At 64.2% G+C, this 20411-nt stretch carries 18 protein-coding genes and 1 pseudogene; 13 read left to right on the plus strand and 6 right to left on the minus strand.

The features are described 5' to 3' along the window. Positions 1 to 164: 164 nt before the first annotated feature. From hydA to OKW40_RS03740, 5 genes are all read right to left on the minus strand, one after another. Positions 165 to 1622 carry a dihydropyrimidinase gene (gene hydA / locus OKW40_RS03720; RefSeq protein WP_090811231.1) on the minus strand — a complete coding sequence of 486 codons (1458 nt, stop codon included), beginning with the start codon at positions 1620 to 1622 and terminating at the stop codon, positions 165 to 167. Between the two features lie 42 nt (positions 1623 to 1664). Then, entirely contained in the window at positions 1665 to 3167 is a 1503-nt protein-coding gene (locus tag OKW40_RS03725; protein WP_184033163.1) for an NCS1 family nucleobase:cation symporter-1, read from the minus strand. 53 nt (positions 3168 to 3220) lie between these two features. Continuing rightward, complete coding sequence (preA, locus tag OKW40_RS03730; RefSeq protein WP_429488263.1) at positions 3221 to 4501, minus strand: NAD-dependent dihydropyrimidine dehydrogenase subunit PreA; 1281 nt, start codon at positions 4499 to 4501, stop codon at positions 3221 to 3223. Between the two features lie 48 nt (positions 4502 to 4549). Beyond that, positions 4550 to 5935 (minus strand): NAD(P)-dependent oxidoreductase, encoded by a 1386-nt coding sequence (locus OKW40_RS03735; RefSeq protein WP_429488265.1) that lies wholly within the window; start codon positions 5933 to 5935, stop codon positions 4550 to 4552. 127 nt (positions 5936 to 6062) lie between these two features. Then, a complete protein-coding gene (locus tag OKW40_RS03740) occupies positions 6063 to 7328 on the minus strand; it encodes a Zn-dependent hydrolase (RefSeq protein ID WP_429488266.1) in 1266 nt (421 codons plus the stop codon). Between the two features lie 345 nt (positions 7329 to 7673). On the opposite strand from OKW40_RS03740, the gene OKW40_RS03745 reads away from it, so the two are divergent. The 11 genes from OKW40_RS03745 to OKW40_RS03795 all read left to right on the plus strand — a co-directional run bounded on the left by OKW40_RS03745 (position 7674) and on the right by OKW40_RS03795 (position 18775). Continuing rightward, positions 7674 to 8393 (plus strand): TetR/AcrR family transcriptional regulator, encoded by a 720-nt coding sequence (locus OKW40_RS03745; RefSeq protein WP_429488268.1) that lies wholly within the window; start codon positions 7674 to 7676, stop codon positions 8391 to 8393. 870 nt (positions 8394 to 9263) lie between these two features. Then, positions 9264 to 9533, plus strand: coding sequence for a hypothetical protein (locus OKW40_RS03750; protein WP_429488270.1), 270 nt, complete (start codon positions 9264 to 9266; stop codon positions 9531 to 9533). 36 nt (positions 9534 to 9569) lie between these two features. Next, complete coding sequence (gene atzF, locus OKW40_RS03755) at positions 9570 to 11201, plus strand: allophanate hydrolase (protein WP_429488271.1); 1632 nt, start codon at positions 9570 to 9572, stop codon at positions 11199 to 11201. A gap of 32 nt (positions 11202 to 11233) precedes the next feature. Then, complete coding sequence (locus tag OKW40_RS03760) at positions 11234 to 12331, plus strand: BMP family ABC transporter substrate-binding protein (RefSeq protein ID WP_187630433.1); 1098 nt, start codon at positions 11234 to 11236, stop codon at positions 12329 to 12331. Between the two features lie 30 nt (positions 12332 to 12361). Further along, positions 12362 to 13516: an ABC transporter permease gene (locus tag OKW40_RS03765; protein ID WP_184054132.1), complete on the plus strand. Its 1155-nt coding sequence runs from the start codon at positions 12362 to 12364 to the stop codon at positions 13514 to 13516. Continuing rightward, a complete protein-coding gene (locus OKW40_RS03770) occupies positions 13509 to 14435 on the plus strand; it encodes an ABC transporter permease (protein WP_429354453.1) in 927 nt (308 codons plus the stop codon). Before OKW40_RS03765 ends, OKW40_RS03770 begins: the two co-directional genes overlap by 8 nt. 99 nt (positions 14436 to 14534) lie before the next feature. Further along, positions 14535 to 15227, plus strand: a complete 693-nt coding sequence (gene biuH, locus OKW40_RS03775) for a biuret amidohydrolase (protein WP_429488274.1) — start codon at positions 14535 to 14537, stop codon at positions 15225 to 15227. A gap of 2 nt (positions 15228 to 15229) precedes the next feature. After that, on the plus strand, positions 15230 to 16843 hold the full coding sequence (locus tag OKW40_RS03780; protein ID WP_429488276.1) for an ABC transporter ATP-binding protein: 1614 nt from the start codon (positions 15230 to 15232) through the stop codon (positions 16841 to 16843). A 43-nt stretch (positions 16844 to 16886) separates the two neighbouring features. Beyond that, positions 16887 to 17552: a cysteine hydrolase family protein gene (locus OKW40_RS03785; RefSeq protein ID WP_429488277.1), complete on the plus strand. Its 666-nt coding sequence runs from the start codon at positions 16887 to 16889 to the stop codon at positions 17550 to 17552. 2 nt (positions 17553 to 17554) lie between these two features. After that, on the plus strand, positions 17555 to 17953 hold the full coding sequence (hpxZ, locus tag OKW40_RS03790) for an oxalurate catabolism protein HpxZ (protein ID WP_429488482.1): 399 nt from the start codon (positions 17555 to 17557) through the stop codon (positions 17951 to 17953). 84 nt (positions 17954 to 18037) lie between these two features. Continuing rightward, positions 18038 to 18775, plus strand: a complete 738-nt coding sequence (locus OKW40_RS03795) for a GntR family transcriptional regulator (protein ID WP_260321059.1) — start codon at positions 18038 to 18040, stop codon at positions 18773 to 18775. Between the two features lie 241 nt (positions 18776 to 19016). Here the strand turns inward: OKW40_RS03795 and OKW40_RS03800 are convergent, their stop codons facing one another. Further along, entirely contained in the window at positions 19017 to 19211 is a 195-nt protein-coding gene (locus OKW40_RS03800) for a hypothetical protein (RefSeq protein WP_184054110.1), read from the minus strand. Between the two features lie 538 nt (positions 19212 to 19749). On the opposite strand from OKW40_RS03800, the gene OKW40_RS03805 reads away from it, so the two are divergent. Together OKW40_RS03805 and OKW40_RS03810 are read left to right on the plus strand one after the other, a co-directional pair. Beyond that, positions 19750 to 20220 carry a YbhB/YbcL family Raf kinase inhibitor-like protein gene (locus OKW40_RS03805; protein WP_429488280.1) on the plus strand — a complete coding sequence of 157 codons (471 nt, stop codon included), beginning with the start codon at positions 19750 to 19752 and terminating at the stop codon, positions 20218 to 20220. Positions 20221 to 20271: 51 nt separating this feature from the next. Beyond that, positions 20272 to 20370, plus strand: a pseudogene (locus OKW40_RS03810) (transposase); the annotation flags it as partial. Between the last annotated feature and the right edge of the window lie 41 nt (positions 20371 to 20411).

Raw genomic sequence — 20411 nt, forward strand, 5'->3', positions numbered from 1 at the left:
CCGCACCCCGGCTCGCGCTTTTCTCATATCTGATCGCTCAATGGCGAACTCCGACGCAGATAAAAAGCGCCGACCGGTTTGCACTCGAACTACCGGGGCGCAACGCGAATCCTGTCGCGTCGAGCCCCCGATATCCCCTGCAATGCCTCCACGCGTTGCCGTGTTTATTGTGGTGCGTCACCTTCGCGATGCACCGGCTGCGTCTGCTTCAGGCTCTTCGCGAGGCGCGAGGCCTGCAGATAGCCGGGATTCGCGGGCCGCTTCAGATAACGCCCGGCTCCGCGCCGCGCGCGCAGGTCGCCGTCCGCCCACACGAGTTCGCCTTGTGAGACGGTGTGTGTGGGCACGCCGCGAACCGTCATCCCTTCGAACACGTTGAAGTCCACGTTCTGATGATGCGTCTTGACCGATATCGCGCGCGTGGCCTCGGGATCCCAGACGACGAGATCGGCGTCGGCACCCACGGCCACCGTGCCCTTGCGCGGGTACAGGTTGAAGATTTGCGCCGCATTGGTGGAGGTGACGCGCACAAATTCGTTCGGCGTGAGCCGGCCGGTGTTCACACCTTGATCCCACAACACCGCCATGCGATCTTCCACGCCGCCGCAACCATTCGGAATTCTCGTGAAATCATGGCGGCCCATGGCTTTCTGCGAAGCGCAGAACACGCAGTGGTCGGTTGCGGTGGTGTGCAGCAGGCCGCCCTGAAGCCCGCGCCAGAGCGCGTCGCGATGCTCCTGGGTACGGAACGGCGGACTCATCACGTGGGCGGCGGCGCGCGTCCAGTCCGGGTCGCGATAGACCGACTCATCGATCACGAGATGCCCCGCGAGCACTTCGCCGAATACGCGCTGCCCTTCGCCGCGTGCGCGCGCGATCGCCTCGAGCGCGTCTTTCGCCGAGACATGCACGATGTACACCGGCACGCCGAGCACCTGCGCGATGCGGATGGCGCGATTCGCTGCCTCGCCTTCGACTTCGGGCGGCCGTGAAAGCGGATGCGCCTCGGGCCCCGTGAAACCGCGCGCAAGCAACTGGCGTTGCAACTGGAATACGAGCTCGCCGTTTTCCGCATGCACGGTAGGCAGCGCGCCCAGTTCGAGTGAGCGCGCAAAGCTGTTCACGAGAATCTCGTCGTCGGCCATGATGGCGTTCTTGTAGGCCATGAAGTGCTTGAAGCTCGATACGCCATGCTCGTTCACGAGGAGCCCCATGTCCCGATACACGCTTTCATCCCACCACGTCACCGCCACGTGAAAGCCATAGTCGGAAGCGGCTTTCTCTGCCCAGCCGCGCCACTCGCGAAAGGCGTCCATCAGCGGTTGCTTCGGGTTGGGGATGACGAAGTCGATGATCGATGTCGTGCCGCCCGCAAGCCCCGCCGCCGTGCCCGTGTAGAAGTCGTCGCTGGCGGTCGTGCCCATGAAGGGCAGCTCCATATGCGTGTGCGGATCGATGCCGCCAGGCATCACATATTGGCCACCGGCGTCGACCACGGTCGCGCCCGCAGGCGCGTCGAGGTTCTCGCCAACGCTCTGGATCACGCCGTTTTCGCAGAGCACGTCCGCACGCCAGCTCTTGTCTGCATTGACGACGGTGCCGCCTCGAATCAGGATCGCCATGATGCCAAGTCTCCTTCAGTTGAACATTCACGCTTGAAACGCTCACGCGCTCGCAACACGTGGGCGCCGGCTCTTGCCGAGCTTCATCATCACGCCATAGACGAGCGCCGCAATGGCGAGCCCCACGAACCACGCATAGGTGTAAATGCTTTTGAACGCATCGGGCACGGTGGCAAACGCATTCGGGAACGCGACATTGAGAAAGCCCGGCAGGTTCGGCAGCACGCCTGCGATCAGCGCGATCACGGCAGCCGGATTCCAGCCGTTCGAGTAGGCGTATTCGCCGTTTTCCTCGAATAGCTGGGCCGTGTCGAGGCGTGTGCTGCGAACGAGAAAGTAGTCGACCATCAGGATGCCGGCCACCGGCCCAAGCAGCGCCGAATAACCGACGAGCCACGTGAAGATGTAGCCCTGGGTGGTGGCAAGGATCTTCCACGGCATCATCACGATGGCGATACCCGCGGTGATGAGACCGCCCGTCTTGTACGAGATGCCCTTGGGCCAGAGGCTCGAGAAGTCGTAAGCTGGCCCGACGAGATTCGCGGCGAGATTGCAGCACATTGTGTCCAGTGTGAGGATGATGAGCGCGATGCCCACACCGACGCCCTCCATGCGACTCGTGAGGTCGATCGGGTCCCAGATCGCCCTTCCGTAAATCACAACCGTTGCCGAGGTCACGACCACGGAGACCACCGAGAGCAACGCCATCGGAATGGGCAGGCCGATGGCCTGGCCCACGAACTGGTCTTTTTGCGTTTTTGCGAAACGCGTGAAGTCGGGAATGTTGAGCGCGAGCGTGGCCCAGAAACCCACCATGGCCGTGAGGCTCGGCCAGAACGTCGCCCAGAAGAGGCCCGCCTTCTTACCGCCGGCAGCGAACTGTGACGGTTGCGACAGCATCGAGCCCACGCCGCCTGCCTTCGAACATGCCCACCACACGAGCACTGCGCACATCACCACCTTGATGGGCGCGGACCAGCTTTCGAGCCAGCGGATCGAATCGGTGCCGTGCAGGATGAAGTACAGCTGGAACACCCAGAAGACGAGGAAGCAGCTAGCCTGTCCGATCGAAATGCCGAGCCACGGCAGTGCGTCGCCCACCAGCGCGTTGTGCGTGAGGATGTTGACGAGCGTGTAGATGGCGCTGCCGCCAAGCCATGATTGAATGCCGTACCAGCCGCACGCCACGACGGCGCGCAGCATGGCAGGCAGCTTGGCGCCCTGGGTACCGAACGACGCTCGCACGAGCACCGCATAAGGAATGCCGTACTTCGTACCCGCATGACCGATCAGCAGCATCGGCATGAGCACGATCAGATTGCCGAGCAGCACGGTTAGCACGGCCTGCCATGGCGCCATGCCCTGCTCGGTGAGGCCGGCGGCGAGCATGTAGGAGGCGATGTTCATCACCATGCCTACCCATAGTGCCGCGAAGTGATACCAGCGCCATGTGCGCTGCGCAACGCCGGTGGGCGCGAGGTCATCGTTGTATAGCTCGCTTTCGGCGCGGCGCGCATTGGCGTCGACTGCAAAGGGCTGGCTCATGAGGTGGGTTCTCCGTGCTTGTCGTGGGTCCGGCTCGATCCGGCTTCGAAATGTCAGGCGGCTTTCGGGTCGGCGACACGCACCGGGTTGTTCGGGTGCGTGGTCCAGTTCTCGTAGCGCTCGCCCGAATCGACACGCTCCATCGTGATGCATTGATCGACCGGGCAGACATGCATGCATAGATTGCACCCGACGCAGTTCGCATCGACCACCTCGAAGTGGCGCTTGCCGTCGCGCGTGGCGGTGATCGCTTGATGCGAGGTGTCTTCGCAGGCGATATGGCAGAGCCCGCACCGGATGCAGCGGTCCTGATCGATACGCGCCTTGATGTCGTAGTTGAGGTTCAGGTATTGCCAGTCGGTGACGTTCGGCACGGCGCGGCCGCGAATCGCGTCGAGGCTGGCGTACCCTTTGTCGTCCATCCAGTTGGAAAGGCCGTCGATCATGTCGCTGACGATCCGGAAACCGTAGTGCATCGCCGCGGTGCATACCTGCACGCTGCCCGCTCCCAGCACGATGAATTCCGCGGCGTCGCGCCAGTCGGAAATGCCCCCGATGCCAGAGATGGGCAAGCCTTGCGTTTGCGGGTCGCGCGCAATCTCCGCGACCATGTGCAGTGCAATGGGCTTCGCGGCAGGACCGCAATAGCCGCCATGTGTGCCCTTGCCGTCCACGGTGGGCAGCGGCGCCATGACGTCGAGATCGACACCGACGATCGAATTGATGGTGTTGATCAGCGAGACGCCATCCGCACCACCCTTCATCGCCGCGCGCGCGCCGTGACGAATGTCGGTGACGTTCGGTGTGAGCTTTACGAGGCAAGGCAGCCGCGTGCCTTCTTTCACCCAGCGGGTGACCATTTCGATGTACTCGGGCACCTGACCCACCGCCGCGCCCATGCCGCGCTCGCTCATGCCGTGCGGACAGCCGAAGTTCAGCTCCACAGCGTCCGCGCCAGTGTCTTCCACCTGAGGCAGAATCCACTTCCAGTCGTGCTCGTTGCAAGGGACCATCAGCGAGACGATGAGCGCCCGGTCGGGCCAGTCCCGCTTCACCTGCGCGATTTCCTTCAGGTTCACGTCGAGCGGCCGGTCGGTGATGAGTTCGATATTGTTCAGACCCGCCATGCGCTGGCCGCGCCAGGTGGTGGCGCCATAGCGCGAGCTTACGTTCACCACGTGCGGGTCGAGCCCGAGCGTCTTCCAGACCACGCCGCCCCAACCCGCCTCGAAGGCGCGATTGACGTTGTAGGCCTTGTCGGTGGGCGGCGCGGAAGCGAGCCAGAACGGGTTGGGCGATTGAATGCCGGCAATCGTGCAGCGCAAGTCGGCCATGATGCGACTCCTTCGTTTTATCTGGATTCGGTGTAGCTATCACGCGGCTCAGGCGGCCCTGGCGGACTGACTCGCAAGGAAGCGGTCGATCGCGTGCGCAGCGAGCTTGCCGTCCTGCACGGCCTGGACGGTCAGATCGGTGGCGCCGTGGCCGGCACAGTCGCCGCCTGCGAAAACGCCCGCGAGCGAGGTGGCGCCGTTCGCATCCACCGCGACGCGCCCGCCTTCCTCGCTGAGTTGCAACCCGTCGAGGCCTTCGGGTAACAGCGTTTGGCCAATTGCCTTCAGCACCATATCGGCCTCCACGCGCACGATCTCCCCAGTGCCGCGCAATGCGCCGCTCATATCGAGCCCGGTGCGCTCGAATTCCACGGCCCGCACCTGCGTGTCGCCGACGATTCGCAGCGGCTTCATCCACTCGGCCAACGTCACACCCTGGCTACGCGCGAATTCCAGTTCGGCCCAGGTGGCGCTCATCTGCGCCGCGCCGCGACGATAGGCGAGCGTCACTTGCTCCGCGCCCAGCTTGCGGCTTTGCACGGCGGCGTCGATTGCCGTATTGCCGCCTCCGAGCACCACCACCTTGCGACCGACGGGCACGCTGGCTAGATCGTCGGCCTCGCGCACGCGCGCGATGAAATTCACGGCATCGAGCACGCCGTCGAGCAGTTCGCCTTCGATGGAGAGCGTATGCGTGCCGCCAAGGCCCACGCCGACGAACACCGCGTCATACGCCGCGCGTAACTCCGCAAGCGTCACGTCATGCCCCAGTCGCTGGCCTTGGCGCAGTTCTATCCCGCCAACGGAAAGAAGCCACCGCACTTCGCGCTGCGCGTAGTCGTCGACGGTCTTGTACGCCGCTATGCCGTACTCGTTCAGGCCGCCCGGCTGTTCGCGCGCGTCGAAGACGCTCACGCGATGCCCGGCAAGCGCGAGCGTGTGGGCGCAGGCGAGACCCGCGGGACCCGCGCCGACCACGGCAACATGACGGCCTGTCTCGCTGGCGCGCTTGAAGAGCGCAGGGGCACCGGCGGCTTCGCGGGCCATCTGGAAGTCGGTGGCATGACGTTGCAGCGCGCCGATCTGAACGGGCTCGCCATCCTGATGATTTCTCACGCAGGCGCCTTCGCAGAGAATCTCGGTCGGGCACACGCGTGCGCACATGCCGCCCAGCGGGTTCGCGCTGAGGATATCGCGCGCCGCGCCCTTGAGATTGCCGTTGCCGATCTTGCGGATGAAACCGGGAATGTCGATGCCCGTGGGGCACGCGTTCACGCAAGGCGCGTCGTAACAGTAATGACAGCGGTCGGCGGCGATCACGGCCGCATTCGCGGAAAGCGGCGGCGCGACGTCGGCGAAATTGCAGCCCAGCTGCTCGGCACTGAGACGGCCTGGCGCGATGCCGTTGGCGGCATTCGAGGTGGTCTGGGACATCCGGATGCTCCTTGCGCGGCAAAACACGGGTCCGCCGGCCGCGTGCGTGACGTGCGCGGCCGGTACGTGGGGAATCGTTGGAAAGACAGCGCGGCGCTGAGACCGCTTGCGTTCGATCGAAATTGCGTCAGCCGGGCTCGCTCGCGCGTTCGAGCATGGCGTGCAGCAACACGTTCGCGCCGGCTTCGATCCATTCGATGGTGGCGTCCTCGACTTCGTTGTGGCTGATGCCGTCGATGCACGGTACGAACACCATCGAGGTCGGCGCGACCGTCGCGAGATAGCACGCGTCGTGACCTGCGCCCGAAACGATGTCGCGATTCGAATAGCCGAAGCGCTCGGCCGCCGCACGCACGGACTTCACGCACGTCTCGTCGAACGGCACGGGCGTGTAGTAGAAAATCTGCTCGACGTCGGCTTCGAGCTTGCCCTGTTCCGCGATCTTCGCGATGCCTTCGCGCAGTTCGGCGTTCATCTGCGCCAGCACCTCGTCCTGCGGATGGCGAAAATCGATGGTGAAGAACACGCGGCCCGGAATCACGTTGCGCGAATTCGGATGCACCTGCATCATGCCGACCGTCGCGCACGCGAGCGGCGCATGACGCAGGCCGATTTCGTTGACGAGCTGCACGACGCGCGAGGCGCCCAGCAGCGCGTCGCGGCGGCGCGGCATGGGCGTAGGCCCCGCGTGCGCCTCCTGGCCCGTGAGCACGACTTCGTACCAGCGCTGACCTTGCGCGTCGGTGACCACGCCGATCGTCCTGTTTTCGGCCTCGAGTATCGGCCCCTGTTCGATGTGCAGTTCGAACGCCGCGTGAATCTTGCGGCCGCCGCACGGCAACGCGCCCGCGTAGCCGATGCGTTGCAATTCCTCGCCGATGGTCTTGCCGTCGACGTCCTTGCGCGACAGTCCGTACTCGAGCGCAAACACACCCGCAAATACGCCCGAGGCGACCATCGCCGGCGCGAAGCGCGAGCCTTCTTCGTTGGTCCAGATCACCGTTTCAACAGGGCGCTCGGTTTCGATGCCGTAATCGTTGAGCGAGCGAATCACTTCGAGGCCGCCGAGCACCCCATAGATACCGTCGAAGCGCCCACCGGTTGGCTGCGAGTCCGCGTGCGAGCCGGTCATCACGGGCGGCAGGTCGTTGTTGCGCCCCGCGCGGCGCATAAACACGTTGCCCATCTGATCGACACTCACCGTGCAGCGCGCCTCTTTCGCCCATTGCACGATGAGATCGCGGCCCTGCTTGTCGAGGTCGGTCAGCGCCAGACGGCACACGCCGCCTTTGGGCGTGGCGCCAATCCTGGCCATCTCCATCAGGCTGTCCCACAATCGCTGACCGTTCACGTGGATCGCGGTCGTCAGCGCGGCTTCGCTTACTGCGTTCATGCGTGTTCTCCTGTCCGTGCTTGTCAAACGTGCATGCATGCCACCGTGTTGGGGCACGAAGGATCACGACGGTGCACGTCTCGATGGCACTGCGCTGCCCCTGAAACCCAGCCCTTCGAATCCTGTCCGATTGGACAGGTTTTAGACGAGAAACTTCGCGAATTCAATGCGGAGTTACGAGCGAGAAGCGTGCCATTGATGCTGCAGTGCGTGAAAAAAACCAGGCATCCGTGCTGCGCGTTTCTCCTGATGTCGGTGAATTCGCGGCGCACTTGCATCGTGGCTACAATGATTCCGGCATGCGCGCGGCCGCCGCGCTCCTTTTCTCTTCCGAATGGACCGAACATGCGCGACGACGAACCCACCACGCGAGCCGCACCCCTCGCGACGCGCGGCACGGTGCAGGCGCAACGAGCCGCCGACACATCGCACAAGCCACAGCGGCGCAAAGCCTCCATTCGTGCGTCGAATGAATCCCATCTACTCGCCTGTGCCGAAGCCGTGTTCTCCGAACGCGGATTCGAAGGCGCGAGCACGGCGCTGATCGCCGAGCGCGCGGGTTTACCGAAGGCGAATCTGCACTATTACTTCCCGACCAAGCTGGCGCTGTACTGGCGCGTACTCGACGATGTGTTCGAGGAATGGAACGCCGCCGCCAACCTGTTCGATGCAAGCGACGATCCGGTCGAGGCGATTGGCGGCTACGTGCGCGCCAAGATGGCCCTGTCACGGCGCCGCCCACTTGGATCGAAGGTGTGGGCCAACGAAATAATCAGCGGGGCGCTGCACATGCAAGAGATCCTGCTCGAACGCGTGAAGCCGTGGATGGACTCACGCGTGAAGCTGATCGAGCGATGGATAGCCAAAGGGTTGCTCGCGCCCGTCGACCCTCGGACGCTCCTCTTCATGATCTGGGCGACCACGCAGCACTACGCCGATTTCGAGGCTCAAATATGCGCGCTCTCGGGCAAACGCGCGCTCTCGACGAAGCGCTTCGAGGCTACGACGGAAGAAGTGGTGAGCATGATCCTGCGGGCGAGCGGAGCGCGATCGCCGGTCCGATGAATCGTTTAGGGAGTTTCCCTGATGACGTCATTGTCTCGTTGCCGCGGTCGCTGTTTTCCGCGTTAATGTAAGCGCTAACATGTCCAACAAGCGGCAATACCCAGCCGGCTTTGCAGTAAGGTTGTCGCTTTCATGTATCGAACGCATGAACGGCTGAAAGCTCAATGACGGCGTTGAGTCCAGAGGCGGCGCGAGTATTCAAACGTCTGAATCATCCGCGCACGTTCCGTGCAAAAAGCTGGTCTCGCCGACTTGGATATCCCGCCAAGCGCCCTATACTTGAAGAGAGCCGCGCGGAAGCCGGCCCCTGATGCAGAAGCGGACGAGAAATCGTTCATTGGGGCGCGGTAGCGGGGCCACGGAAACGCCCGTGTGAATAACACGGGCGTTTTCTTTTTTGTGCCCCGATCGTGCAGCTTTGGAAAGTGACCGGCTGGTCACGCCCGTTGATCAGCGGTCTTGCCTTGTGTCCCAAACCCGGAGCACGAAGATGGTGGCACGGGCTGGGCATATGCGGGTCTTATTTCGAGATGGATTTCGTATCGCCCGCCCAAACACACCCACTTGTGAACTTCGCGGGGCGGCGGGCCGTCATGCTCGTCCAGTTCCTCTCCGAGCCGGTGGTAATGGTCTTCGCCAGGCTTCCTCGCTTCGGCCAGGAGTGCCTTAACTACCCCGCTCGCTCAGTCCTGCGAGCGTCAGGATCCGGTGGGTGCCAACGATGGGGCGATAGCCGAGCGAACCACCGCTCGCGCCCTTCCCTCTGGTTGGTGCACGATGAGCGGGACACGTGCACCAACCCAAACCAATCGCGACCCACACTGGATCACGGGTAGACAAGTACCAGCGTCTACGCCAATGTAAAAATCGTTGCCGGGCAAGGACTTCCTGCCAACCTTCCCTGCCTGGCACAGTTGCTGCGAGCATGAGCTCAAACTTGTATTCAAGATTGAACTCATGCTTCCCGACGCCTTCTTCAAGGTTCGAGCGCTGCTCGAATCCTACGCCACCAAAAGCACGACGCCTCGCGACATCGTCGACACGGTGTTCGCCCGGATCGAAGCCTCCTGTCGCCCCGAAGTCTGGATATCGCGCGTGAGTGCCGCCGATCTCGGCAGCCGGGCTGCCGCGCTCGAATAAGCGCGCGCGCGCCTGGGCGCCGCGATCTTTGAGCGGATGCCGCTGTTCGGCGTACCGTTCGCGGTGAAGGACAACATCGACGTCGCCGGCATGCCAACCACCGCAGCCTGCGACGCCTTCGCCTACACGCCCGCAGCCTCGGCATTCGCCGTCGATCGTCTGCTCGACGCCGGCGCCATCCTCATCGGCAAGACGAATCTCGACCAGTTCGCCACAGGCCTGGTCGGCACACGCTCGCCCTATGGCGGCGTGCGACAGTTCGAATCCGATGCGCACATCTCCGGCGGATCAAGCTCCGGCTCGGCAGTCGTTGTTGCGGCTGGGCTGGTTGCGTTCTCACTCGGCACGGATACCGCTGGCTCGGGGCGTGTTCCGGCAGGCTTCAACGACCTCGTGGGTCTCAAGCCAACGCCTGGCATCGTAAGCAAGCGCGGCGTGGTACCGGCGTGCCGGAGCCTGGACTGCGTGTCGATCTTCGCGCATGACGTGGGCGACGCCTGGGAGGTCCTGCTGCAGATGGCGAAGTACGATGGAGACGACAGCTATGCGCGCCGAGTGCCGGCACTCGGACTGCCCCATGCACCACTGCGCCTCGCCGTGCCGGATCAGTTGACCTTCCAGGATGACGCTCAGGCGCATCAGGCCTTTGCCGCCACGCTCGACACGATCGCTTCGCGCCTTGCGCTTTCGCCAACAAGCGTGCCGTTCGAACCCATGCAGCGAACTGCCGCGCTGCTTTACGACGGCCCGTGGGTAGCGGAGCGCCGTGCCGCGCTCGGTTCCTTCTTCGAGACGAATCGCGCCGACATCGATCCGGTTGTCGCCGAGGTGATTGCCAAAGCGGACGGCTACAGCGCTGTCGATGCGTTCGACGGGCAGTATGCACTCGCCGCACTGCGCCGCGAAGTGGAAACGCTGTTCGAGGCGATCGACGTCCTCGTCGTGCCGACCACGCCCACGCATCCAACCTTCGACGAAGTACGTGCGGACCCGATCGGGGCGAACAGCCAGCTTGGCGTCTATACCAACTTCGTGAATCTGCTCGATCTGTGCGCTCTGGCGGTGCCGGGCATTCGCCGCGCGGACGGCCTGCCAGCCGGCCTGACGCTGATCGCCCCAGCGGGCGCCGACCAGCGCCTGGCAGTGCTCGGCGCACGCATCCAGGCGCTCTTCATGGCGCACGCTACACCCGACGACGCTGCCAGGATTGCCGCGCGACCGCTGCCCTTCGAAGAGCCGACGGTGACACTCGCCGTGGTCGGCGCTCATCTGCGCGGGCAGCCCCTCTGCTGGCAACTGCTCGAGGCTGGTGCGCGTTTCGTCGAGACCACCACCACGTCTTCGCACTACCGCCTTTACGCGCTCGCCGGTACGAAGCCGGCCAAGCCCGCTCTGGTGCGTACACCGCACGAGGCCGGCCAGCCCATCGAAATCGAACTCTGGGAAGTGCCGCTGCGCAGCTTCGGCGCATTCGTTGCCCACGTGCCGGCGCCGCTCGGCATCGGCAGCGTGCAGACAGCCGATGGACTCATCGTCAAGGGCTTTATCAGCGAGCCCTCGGCGGTCGCACCAGGCAGCGGCGCACACGACATCACTGCATTCGGCGGCTGGCGTGCATGGCTCGCAACGGCGGCCGGAACGCAAGCCCAATCCGATCGGCGATCCTGAATATATGCATTGAACTCACGAGGAGTCCAACCATGACAAACCGTCGCGATTTTCTCAAGGGCGCTGGCGCCCTCGCCCTCGGCAGCGCGCTCCCATTCGACCTCGCTTTCGGTGCCGAGCCGCTTACGGTCGGCGTCATCTACGTCGGTTCGCGCGGCGATTACGGCTACAACCAGGCACAAGCGCAAGCTGCGGCTGTCATCAAGAAGCTGCCGAACGTGAAGGTCGTCGAGGAAGAAAACGTGCCCGAGACCGTCGCCGCCCAAAAGACCATGGAGGCGATGATCGAGCAGGACGGTGCGACGCTCATTTTCGCGACCTCGTTCGGCTACTTCGATCCCCATGTGCTGAAAATGGCAGCCAAATATCCGAAGGTTCGCTTCGCCCACTGCGGCGGTCTCTGGAAGAGCGGCAATCCGGCCAACATCTCCAGCTACTTCGGCTATATCGACGAATGCCAGTATCTGAACGGCGTCGTGGCAGGCCATGCGAGCAAGACGAAGAAGCTCGGCTTCGTCGCGGCCAAGCCTATTCCGCAGGTGCTGCGCAACATCAACTCATTCACGCTGGGCGCGCAGTCGGTGGATCCGTCGATCGCCACGCACGTGATTTTCACGGGCGACTGGTCGATGCCGGTGAAGGAGGCGGAGGCCGCCAACAGCCTCGTCGATCAGGGCTGCGACGTGCTCACGTGTCACGTGGACGGACCCAAGGTCGTGATCGAGACAGCCGAGAAACGCGGCGCGATGAGCTGCGGTTACCACGCAAGCCAGGCGGCGCTGGCGCCGAAGGGCTATCTGACGGGCGCCGAATGGGACTGGGCGACGCCCTACAAGCTGCTCGTCACAAACGCGCAGACGGGCAAGCCGCAGCCGAACATTCTCCGCGGCGGTCTGCGCGAAGGCTTCGTGAAGATGTCTCCGTATGGCGCGAAGGTGACACCCGATGCCCGCACGCAAGCCGACACCGTGAAGGCGAAGATGGTCGCGGGCGACTACGTCATCTTCAAGGGACCGATGAAGGACAACAAGGGCGGCAGCGCCATTGCGGCCGGCACGAGCTACGCACAGACCGATATCGCGCTCGAAAGCATGAATTATCTGGTTGCCGGTGTGGTTGGCCAGATCTGACGACCGTAAGCGTCCTCGCCAGGAGTCGTGATGTCCGCATCCCTTTCTCCCGCTCACGGGCCGTCGCGAAGGCTGCCTGCAAGTCTCGCGCGCCTGCTGCTCGCGCTGTTGCCTGCGTTGCCGACAGTATGTGCAATCGTGGCAACTCTGGCGATCTTCGGCATCTTCCTGCTCGTGCAGGGACAGCCGGCCATCCAGGCCCTTGGTCTCATTGGCGAAGGTGCGTTCGGCTCGTCGTTCGCATGGCAGAACACCTTGCTGCGCGCCGCACCGCTCATGCTTACGGCTCTGTGCGTCGCGCTGCCTGCCCAGGTCGGCCTGATCGTGATTGGCGGCGAAGGCGCGCTCGCGCTGGGCGGGCTCGCGGCCGCCGTCGTGCCGCAGTGCCTGCCGCAGGCTACGCCGTGGATCGTCGCGACGCCGCTGATGGCGATTGCAGGCATGCTCGCGGGGGGCCTGTGGATCAGCGCAGTGGGCGCGATGCGTCAATGGCGTGGTGTCAACGAGACCATCAGCAGCCTGCTGATGTCGTATATCGCCATCGCCGTCTTCAAGTTTCTCGTCGAAGGGCCGCTGCGCGATCCCGCCAGTCTCAACAAACCGTCGACGCTGCCCCTCCCCGACGCCATGACCATCGGCTCGCTGCCGGGACTCGACGTGCACTGGGGCCTCTTCTGGGGCGTACTCGCGTGTCTCGCTGCCTGGGTGCTCGTGCGCCAAAGCACGCTCGGCTTCGCCATGCGCGTAACGGGTGGCAACGTGCACACGGCACGCCTCGTCGGCCTGCCCGTGGGCGGGCTCGCGCTCACCGCCTGCGCGCTAGGCGGCGCATCGGCGGGACTTGCCGGAATGTTCGAAGTTGCGGCCGTGCAAGGCAGCGCGAATGCGTCGCTGCTCTCGGGCTACGGCTATGCGGGCATCCTTGTCGCGTTCGCGGCACGCCAGAATCCGTTCGCCGTGATCGTGTGCGCCCTGATGGTCGGCGGCATCGAGGCGAGCGGCAGTCTGCTGCAACGTCACCTCGAGCTGCCCGACGCCGCCACGCTCGTGCTGCAAGGGCTGCTTTTCGCGAACCTGTTGGCCTGGGAGGCACTTGCTCCCCGTCTTGCCGCCTGGCGCGTGAAACTTCAGGCCGTCGCGCTCGACACCTCGTCTGCTTCACTGGAGCGTACCCGCCATGTCTGACCTTCACTCGCCCGCTGCGGTACTGCTGATCTCGCTCTTTGCGGGGGCCATTCGCGTGAGTACGCCCTATCTGTTCGTGAGCCTCGGCGAGTGCCTCACCGAGAAAGGCGGCCGCGTGAATCTCGGTCTCGAAGGCATCCTGGTCTCCGGCGCAATGTGCGGCTATGCGGGCTCGTATCTCTCGGGTTCGCCGTGGATCGGCGTGCTCGCGGCGGCGGCGGCCGGTCTGGTGCTCGGCTGCCTGCATGGGCTGGTCTGCTCGCTGCCGCGTGTTTCCGATATCGCGTTCGGCATCGCGCTCATGCTGTTCGGCACCGGCCTGGCGTTCTATCTCGGCAAGCCGTTCATCGAGCCGCAGGCTGCGATGCTCCCGTCGATCGATCTCGGCGCGTGGGCCGCCTCGCAGCAAGTGCACAACGCGCTGCATATCAATCTGCTCTTCGTGATTGGCGTCGTGCTTGCCGTCGCTTTGCAGTGGGGACTGCGCTCGATGCGCTGGGGCATGACGCTGCGGCTCGTCGGCGAGAACGCCGAGAGCGCGCGTGCAATGGGCTATCCCGTTACGCGGATACGCGTCATCGCGACGGCGGTGGGTGGTTTCTTCGCGGGCGTGGGCGGTGCCTATCTCTCGCTCGTCTATCCCGGCAGCTGGAACGAGGGACTGTCGAGCGGGCAAGGCCTGATGGCCGTCGCCCTCGTGATCTTCGCACGCTGGCAGCCGCTGCGCTGTCTTTGGGCCGCGCTGCTGTTTGGCGCTGCCGGAGCGCTTGGCCCCGCCCTGCAGGCAATCGGCGTGACCAGCGGCTATTACCTCTTCAACGCCGCCCCTTACGTGCTGACGCTCGCGCTCATGATCATCAACTGCAGGCCGGACCGCACGCTGACGGGCGCACCCGGCGAGCTGAGCCTGACGCGCTGAGCGCGGACAGCTTCCGACCGACCGACCGACCGACCGACCGACCGACCGACCGAATCCAGAATCGCCCGCGCTCGCGTAGCGCGCGACCGGAGAATCAACATGACCCGTACCATCGAAGCCCGTCCCTATTCCTGGCCCTACGACGGGAACCTGTGCCCCGACAACACGGCGCTCGTCATCATCGACATGCAGACCGACTTCTGTGGTTACGGCGGCTACGTCGACAAGATGGGTTACGACCTCTCGCTCACGCGCGCCCCGATCGAGCCGATCAAGCGCGTTTTGGGGCCGATGCGCGAACTCGGCTTCACGATCATCCACACCCGTGAAGGGCATCGGCCGGATCTGTCCGATCTGCCGGCGAACAAGCGCTGGCGCAGCCGCCAGGCGGGCACGAACGGTCTTGGCATCGGTGACATGGGACCGTGCGGCCGGATACTCGTGCGCGGCGAGCCGGGCTGGGAAATCATCGACGAACTCGCCCCGCTGCCGGGCGAAATCATCATCGACAAGCCTGGCAAAGGCTCATTCTGCGCGACGGACCTCGAACTGATCCTACGCACGCGCGGCATTGCGAATCTCGTGCTCACGGGCATCACGACGGATGTGTGCGTCCACACGACGATGCGCGAAGCAAACGACCGCGGCTTCGAATGCACGTTGCTCGCGGACTGCTGCGGCGCGACCGATAAGGGCAACCATGACGCTGCGCTGAACATGGTCCTGATGCAGGGCGGCGTGTTCGGCACGGTGTCCAGTTCGGCGGCGCTCGTCGCTGCCCTGGAGCAGTGACCATGATCACCGCGACACGCGCGCTCGGCGTCGAGGTGATCGGCGCGAGCAAGTCGTTCGGGACGTTCCGCGCACTCGATGACGTTTCGATCAGGGTTGCGCCCGGGACGGTTCACGCGCTGCTCGGCGAAAATGGAGCAGGCAAGAGCACGCTCGTGAAGGGGCTCGTGGGCTACGGCCCGCTCGATCACGGCACGATTGTGGCCGATGGAAGCGAGGTGCGCATCGCATCCCCGCGCGATGCGCAAGCGCTCGGCATCGGCATGGTCTATCAGCATTTCACACTCGCGGCGGGGCTCAGCGTCGAGGAGAACCTGCTCCTTGCGCGCGGCAACCTGTCATGGAAGATCGACTGGGCGGCCGAGCGCAACGCGCTCGACGCCTTCATGCGCCGCATGCCGTTTCGCCTCGAACTCGATGCGCCGGTCTCGTCACTCGCGGCGGGAGAAAAGCAGAAGCTGGAAATTCTCAAGCAGTTGTATCTGGAGCAGCGCTTCCTGATTCTCGACGAGCCCACCTCCGTGCTCACCCCGCAGGAAGCCGACGAAGTGCTCGGCCTCATGCGCACGCTTGCCTCGCGCGGCGACCTCACGGTGCTGATGATCACTCACAAGTTCCGCGAGGTAATGGCCTATTCGGACAACGTCACGGTATTGCGCAAGGGCCGCTTCGTCGGCACCTGCGCGGTGGCCGACACCGACCGCGACCGGCTGGCCGCCTGGATGATGGGCAGCGACGCAAGCGCGCAAACGCGTGAGGGCGCCGCTGAAGACACCGATGAGTTCAGGCTTGCGCGCCGGCCGAACTCGCCCGACGCTCCGGTGCGGCTCTCGCTATCGAGCCTTTCGGTCGTCGACGAGCGTGGGCACGCTGCCGTGCGCGAGGCGTCGCTGAGCGTGCGCGCGGGCGAGATCCTCGGGCTTGCGGGCGTCTCCGGCAACGGTCAGAAGGAACTGATCGAAGCGCTCGTCGGGCAGCGCAAGGCCCAGTCGGGCGCGATGGCCGTGGAAGGTTCGCCCTATGCCGCGACGCGCGAAGAGATGACACGCATGCGCGTGTTCGCCCTTCCCGAGGAGCCGCTGCGCAATGCTTGCGTGGCAGGCATGAGCGTGGCCGAGAATATGGCGCTGCGGGATTTCGACCGCGCGCCGCTGCGGCGCGGCGGATGGTGGCTCGATCGTCGCGCCATGCGCTCGCGCGCCGAGCGGCTGATCGCCGAATTCGACGTGCGGCCTCCACTGCCCGAGCGCGCCATCGGCTCGCTGTCGGGCGGCAACGTACAGCGCGCCGTGCTGGCTCGCGAGCTTGGGCACGCAGTGAACGTGCTGATCGTCGCGAATCCTGTGTTCGGACTCGACTTTGCCTCCGTCGCGGACATCCACGCCCGCATTCTCGCGGCGCGCGATGCCGGTGCGGCCGTGCTGCTCGTCAGCGAAGATCTCGACGAACTGCTGGAGCTTGCCGACCGGATCGTGGTGATGGCCGAGGGACGTCTCGTCTACGAGACTGCAGCAAACGAGGCGGATCGAGTGGTGCTTGGGCGTCACATGGCGGGCCATGGCGACGAAGGCAGGCCGCAGACGGCTGAGCCGGCCGAGCTGCACGCAAGCGCCTGAGCGGCGCGCGAACGATACACAACGCAAACGGAGAAATGTCGCGATGACAACCATCGCCAGCGCAAAGCCCGCGCCGTTCACGTTCGACGCGCGTCATACGGCGCTCATCGTGATCGACATGCAGCGCGACTTCATCGAGCCGGGTGGCTTTGGCGAGGCGCTCGGCAACGACGTATCGCTGCTTTCAGGCATCGTGCCGACCGTCGCGCGGCTGCTCGCGCATGCGCGCTTGGCGGGATGGCAGGTCGTGCACACCCGCGAATCGCATACACCCGACCTCTCCGACTGCCCCCCGGCCAAACGCATGCGCGGCACGCCAGATGCGCGCATTGGCGACGCAGGACCGATGGGCCGCATCCTCGTGCGCGGCGAGCCCGGCAACGCGATCATCGACACGCTCGCGCCGATCGACGGAGAACTCGTCATCGACAAGCCCGGCAAAGGCGCTTTCTACGCGACGCAGCTCGGCGAGGAACTGTCGATACGAGGCATCACGCATCTCGTGTTCGCGGGCGTGACGACCGAGGTCTGCGTGCAGACTTCGATGCGCGAGGCCAACGATCGGGGCTACGAGTGTCTGCTGGTCGAGGACGCGACGGCAAGCTACATACCGGCGTTTCGCGAAGCGACGATTGCAATGATTCATTCGCAGGGCGGCATCGTCGGCTGGACCGCTCCACTCGACGCCCTGCTGGGGGCAGACGGATGACGATGGAAGTGAACCGGCCCGAGATCGTCGCGCAGGTCGCGGCAGCTTTCGAGGCTTACGAGCGAGCGCTCGTCGACAACGACGTCGAGACGATGAACGCCCTGTTCTGGGACGCACCCGAAACGGTGCGCTATGGCATCGCCGAAATCCAGCATGGTGGCGACGCGATCCTCCGCTGGCGGGAAACCTGCGTGCCGATGCCCCGCTCGCGGCGGTTGCACCGCACCGTGGTGACGACGTTTGGCGGCGACTACGCGACGGTGAGCACTGAGTTCACGAGCGACACCACGCCTTTGACGGGCCGCCAGATGCAGACCTGGGCGCGGCTGCATGGGGCGAACGATATGTTCGGCGGCTGGACGATCGTGGCGGCGCACGTGAGCCTCATCGAGCCCGTTTAAGGGCGGATAATAGGGAGTTGGCCCCCGTCGCCCACCATTGCACCGACGCGCCGCACCACTCTCGACGTTATCGATACCTGACTCATGGACGACTTGACCGAAGCCGCCGCCGAAGCCCCCGCAGCATCTGGCACGAAGGTGACCTATAGCGCAAACCCCCTTGCCGAGCAGGTGTATCAGCTCATCAAGCAGGACATCTTCAGTTTTCGACTGTTTCCCGGCGACCGCTTTTCCGAAAACGACATTGCCCAACACCACGGCGTGTCGCGCACGCCGATGCGCGATGCGCTGTTCCGTCTCGCGCGCGAAGGCTATCTTGAGGTGGGGTTCCGGCGCGGCTGGAAAGTCTGCGATATCGACTTCAATCAACTCGACCAGTTGTATGACTTGCGCATCGTTCTCGAACTGGCGGCGCTCGAGCGGCTCTCGGGAGCGTCACACGATGCGATGGATGCGTTGCGAGCCGTATGGTGCGTTGACGAACGGGAACGCGAAAGCCGTCCGGCCACGATGTTCGTGCTCGACGAGGGCTTTCACCGCGGCCTCGTGAGTGCTGCCGGCAACAATGAGATGCTGCGCGTGCACAACGAAGTGACCGAGCGCATCCGCATCGTGCGGCGGCTCGATTTTCTCAAGGCGCATCGCACGAGCGCGACGTACGACGAGCATTCGGCGATGCTCCATCTCATCGATCGCGGCAAGTTTGGCGAGGCTGCCATCCTGCTGCGCGCTCACATTACGCAAAGCAAGCTCGAGGTGCGAAAGATCACGCTGTCGATGCTCGCGACTGCGCGCGACGAGAAGCTGCCCTTCGTCAGCTAGAGAGTGCCTTTCCGGGGCTTTGGCGCAACTATCTGGCGCGGTCTCCAGACACAGCCTTCAGCCTTCATGTCTTCGAGACGCCCTTCAAGGGGTAATCGTACTTTCCATGCAGAATTTGGCATTCCACCCCGGCGACTACGAGGAAGTCGACGATCCGAGGGCTCGTCGGTACTTCGCGGTTCGTCGGTTGAGGCTAGCTGCTCGCTCGAGTCCCAGCCGACACGCGGCAGGTTTCGACTTCTCAGTGTATGCGCGCGAGGTTACGAAGGAGCGAATCGCCGTCCTGCGTCACGCGAGGTCGCACTGCCCCGCCGGCAAGCCTCTCCATGGTGACGAGCTGACGTTCAAGCAGCGTATCGAGTTCTTCCCGCTCGGCAATGTGGTCAGCCGAGTCCCTGACCAGCATCAATGTCGCAAATTCATGGGCGCTGAGCATGCTTGCCTCCTGATAGCTTGAGTAGGTGCTGTATGGATTGTGTTGGCTGAGCCGCTCGCTTTTGACGTCGCCTGCCGATGGCGCGCTCGCTGCAATGGCGCGGGGAGTTGATGGTAGGGGCAGCGCAGCGGCGGGGCAATCCAGGGTCGTCCCGCATATTGGGTCGATTGGGAAGTGCCGCACTGCAACAGATGCGGTGGCGATCACGCAAAAACGGGTTTCGGCACGCTGGAGATTGGGAGGATCGTCGACGTAGCCGTTCGGGCTGTAAGCCGCCTTCTCGAGTTGAGCCAGTTCGGCCGCCAATGACTACAATTTAGGGATAGTCGCATTCCCCAAGGAGGCTGCCATGGCTCAATCAATGATCAGTTTTTGGGTTGGCCTTGTGGTTCTCGTTGTCGTTGCATCGGCCTTGTCCAGGCGCTACAGGCACGATCACCCGGGAGAGAGCCTGAGTCAGTGGCTCGATACACATCATATGAGCTGGATGCATCGCAAGCACTAGCTGGCGGCGCGGGCTGACGCCGAGGAGCGCACCATGGCCTTCACCCTCACCTCACAAGCTTTCCACGAAGGAAGCGAGATTCCTCGGCGCTACACCTGCACGGGCGCGGACGTCTCCCCGCCGCTCTCGTGGTCCGGGGTACCCGCCAACGCGAAAAGCCTCGTGCTGATCGTCGACGACCCCGACGCGCCCGACCCGGCCGCGCCACGGATGACATGGGTCCACTGGGTGCTTTACAACATCCCGAAGACGGCTCCTGGTGTTCAGGAGGGCGTCACTGCGGGCGCGCTTCCGGCAGGCACACTTGAAGGCACCAACGACTTCCATCGCACCACGTATGGCGGCCCATGCCCGCCCACTGGCCGTCATCGGTATTTCCATAAGCTCTACGCGCTCGACACCGTGCTGCCCGATCTTCACAAGCCCACAAAGGCGGCGTTGGAAAAGGCGATGCAAGGCCATGTCGTGGCGCACACCGAACTGCTCGGCACATTCAAGAAGTAACACGCAGACTCCTGGACGCTACTTGTCCGGGATTGTCGATTCCGCGTCGATGACAAGAAGCGCATCCAGCAGCTTGAGAAGGAATTGCAGCGCAAGGAGAAGGCGCTGGCGGAAGCGGCTGCGCTTGTGATTCCGAGAAAAAAGTCCAGGCGATCTGGGGATGTCCGCGCCGAATCTGGTGAGGGCTATTG

It is taken from the genome of Paraburkholderia sp. RAU6.4a, from assembly GCF_050435625.1.
GTDB lineage: Bacteria > Pseudomonadota > Gammaproteobacteria > Burkholderiales > Burkholderiaceae > Paraburkholderia > Paraburkholderia tuberum.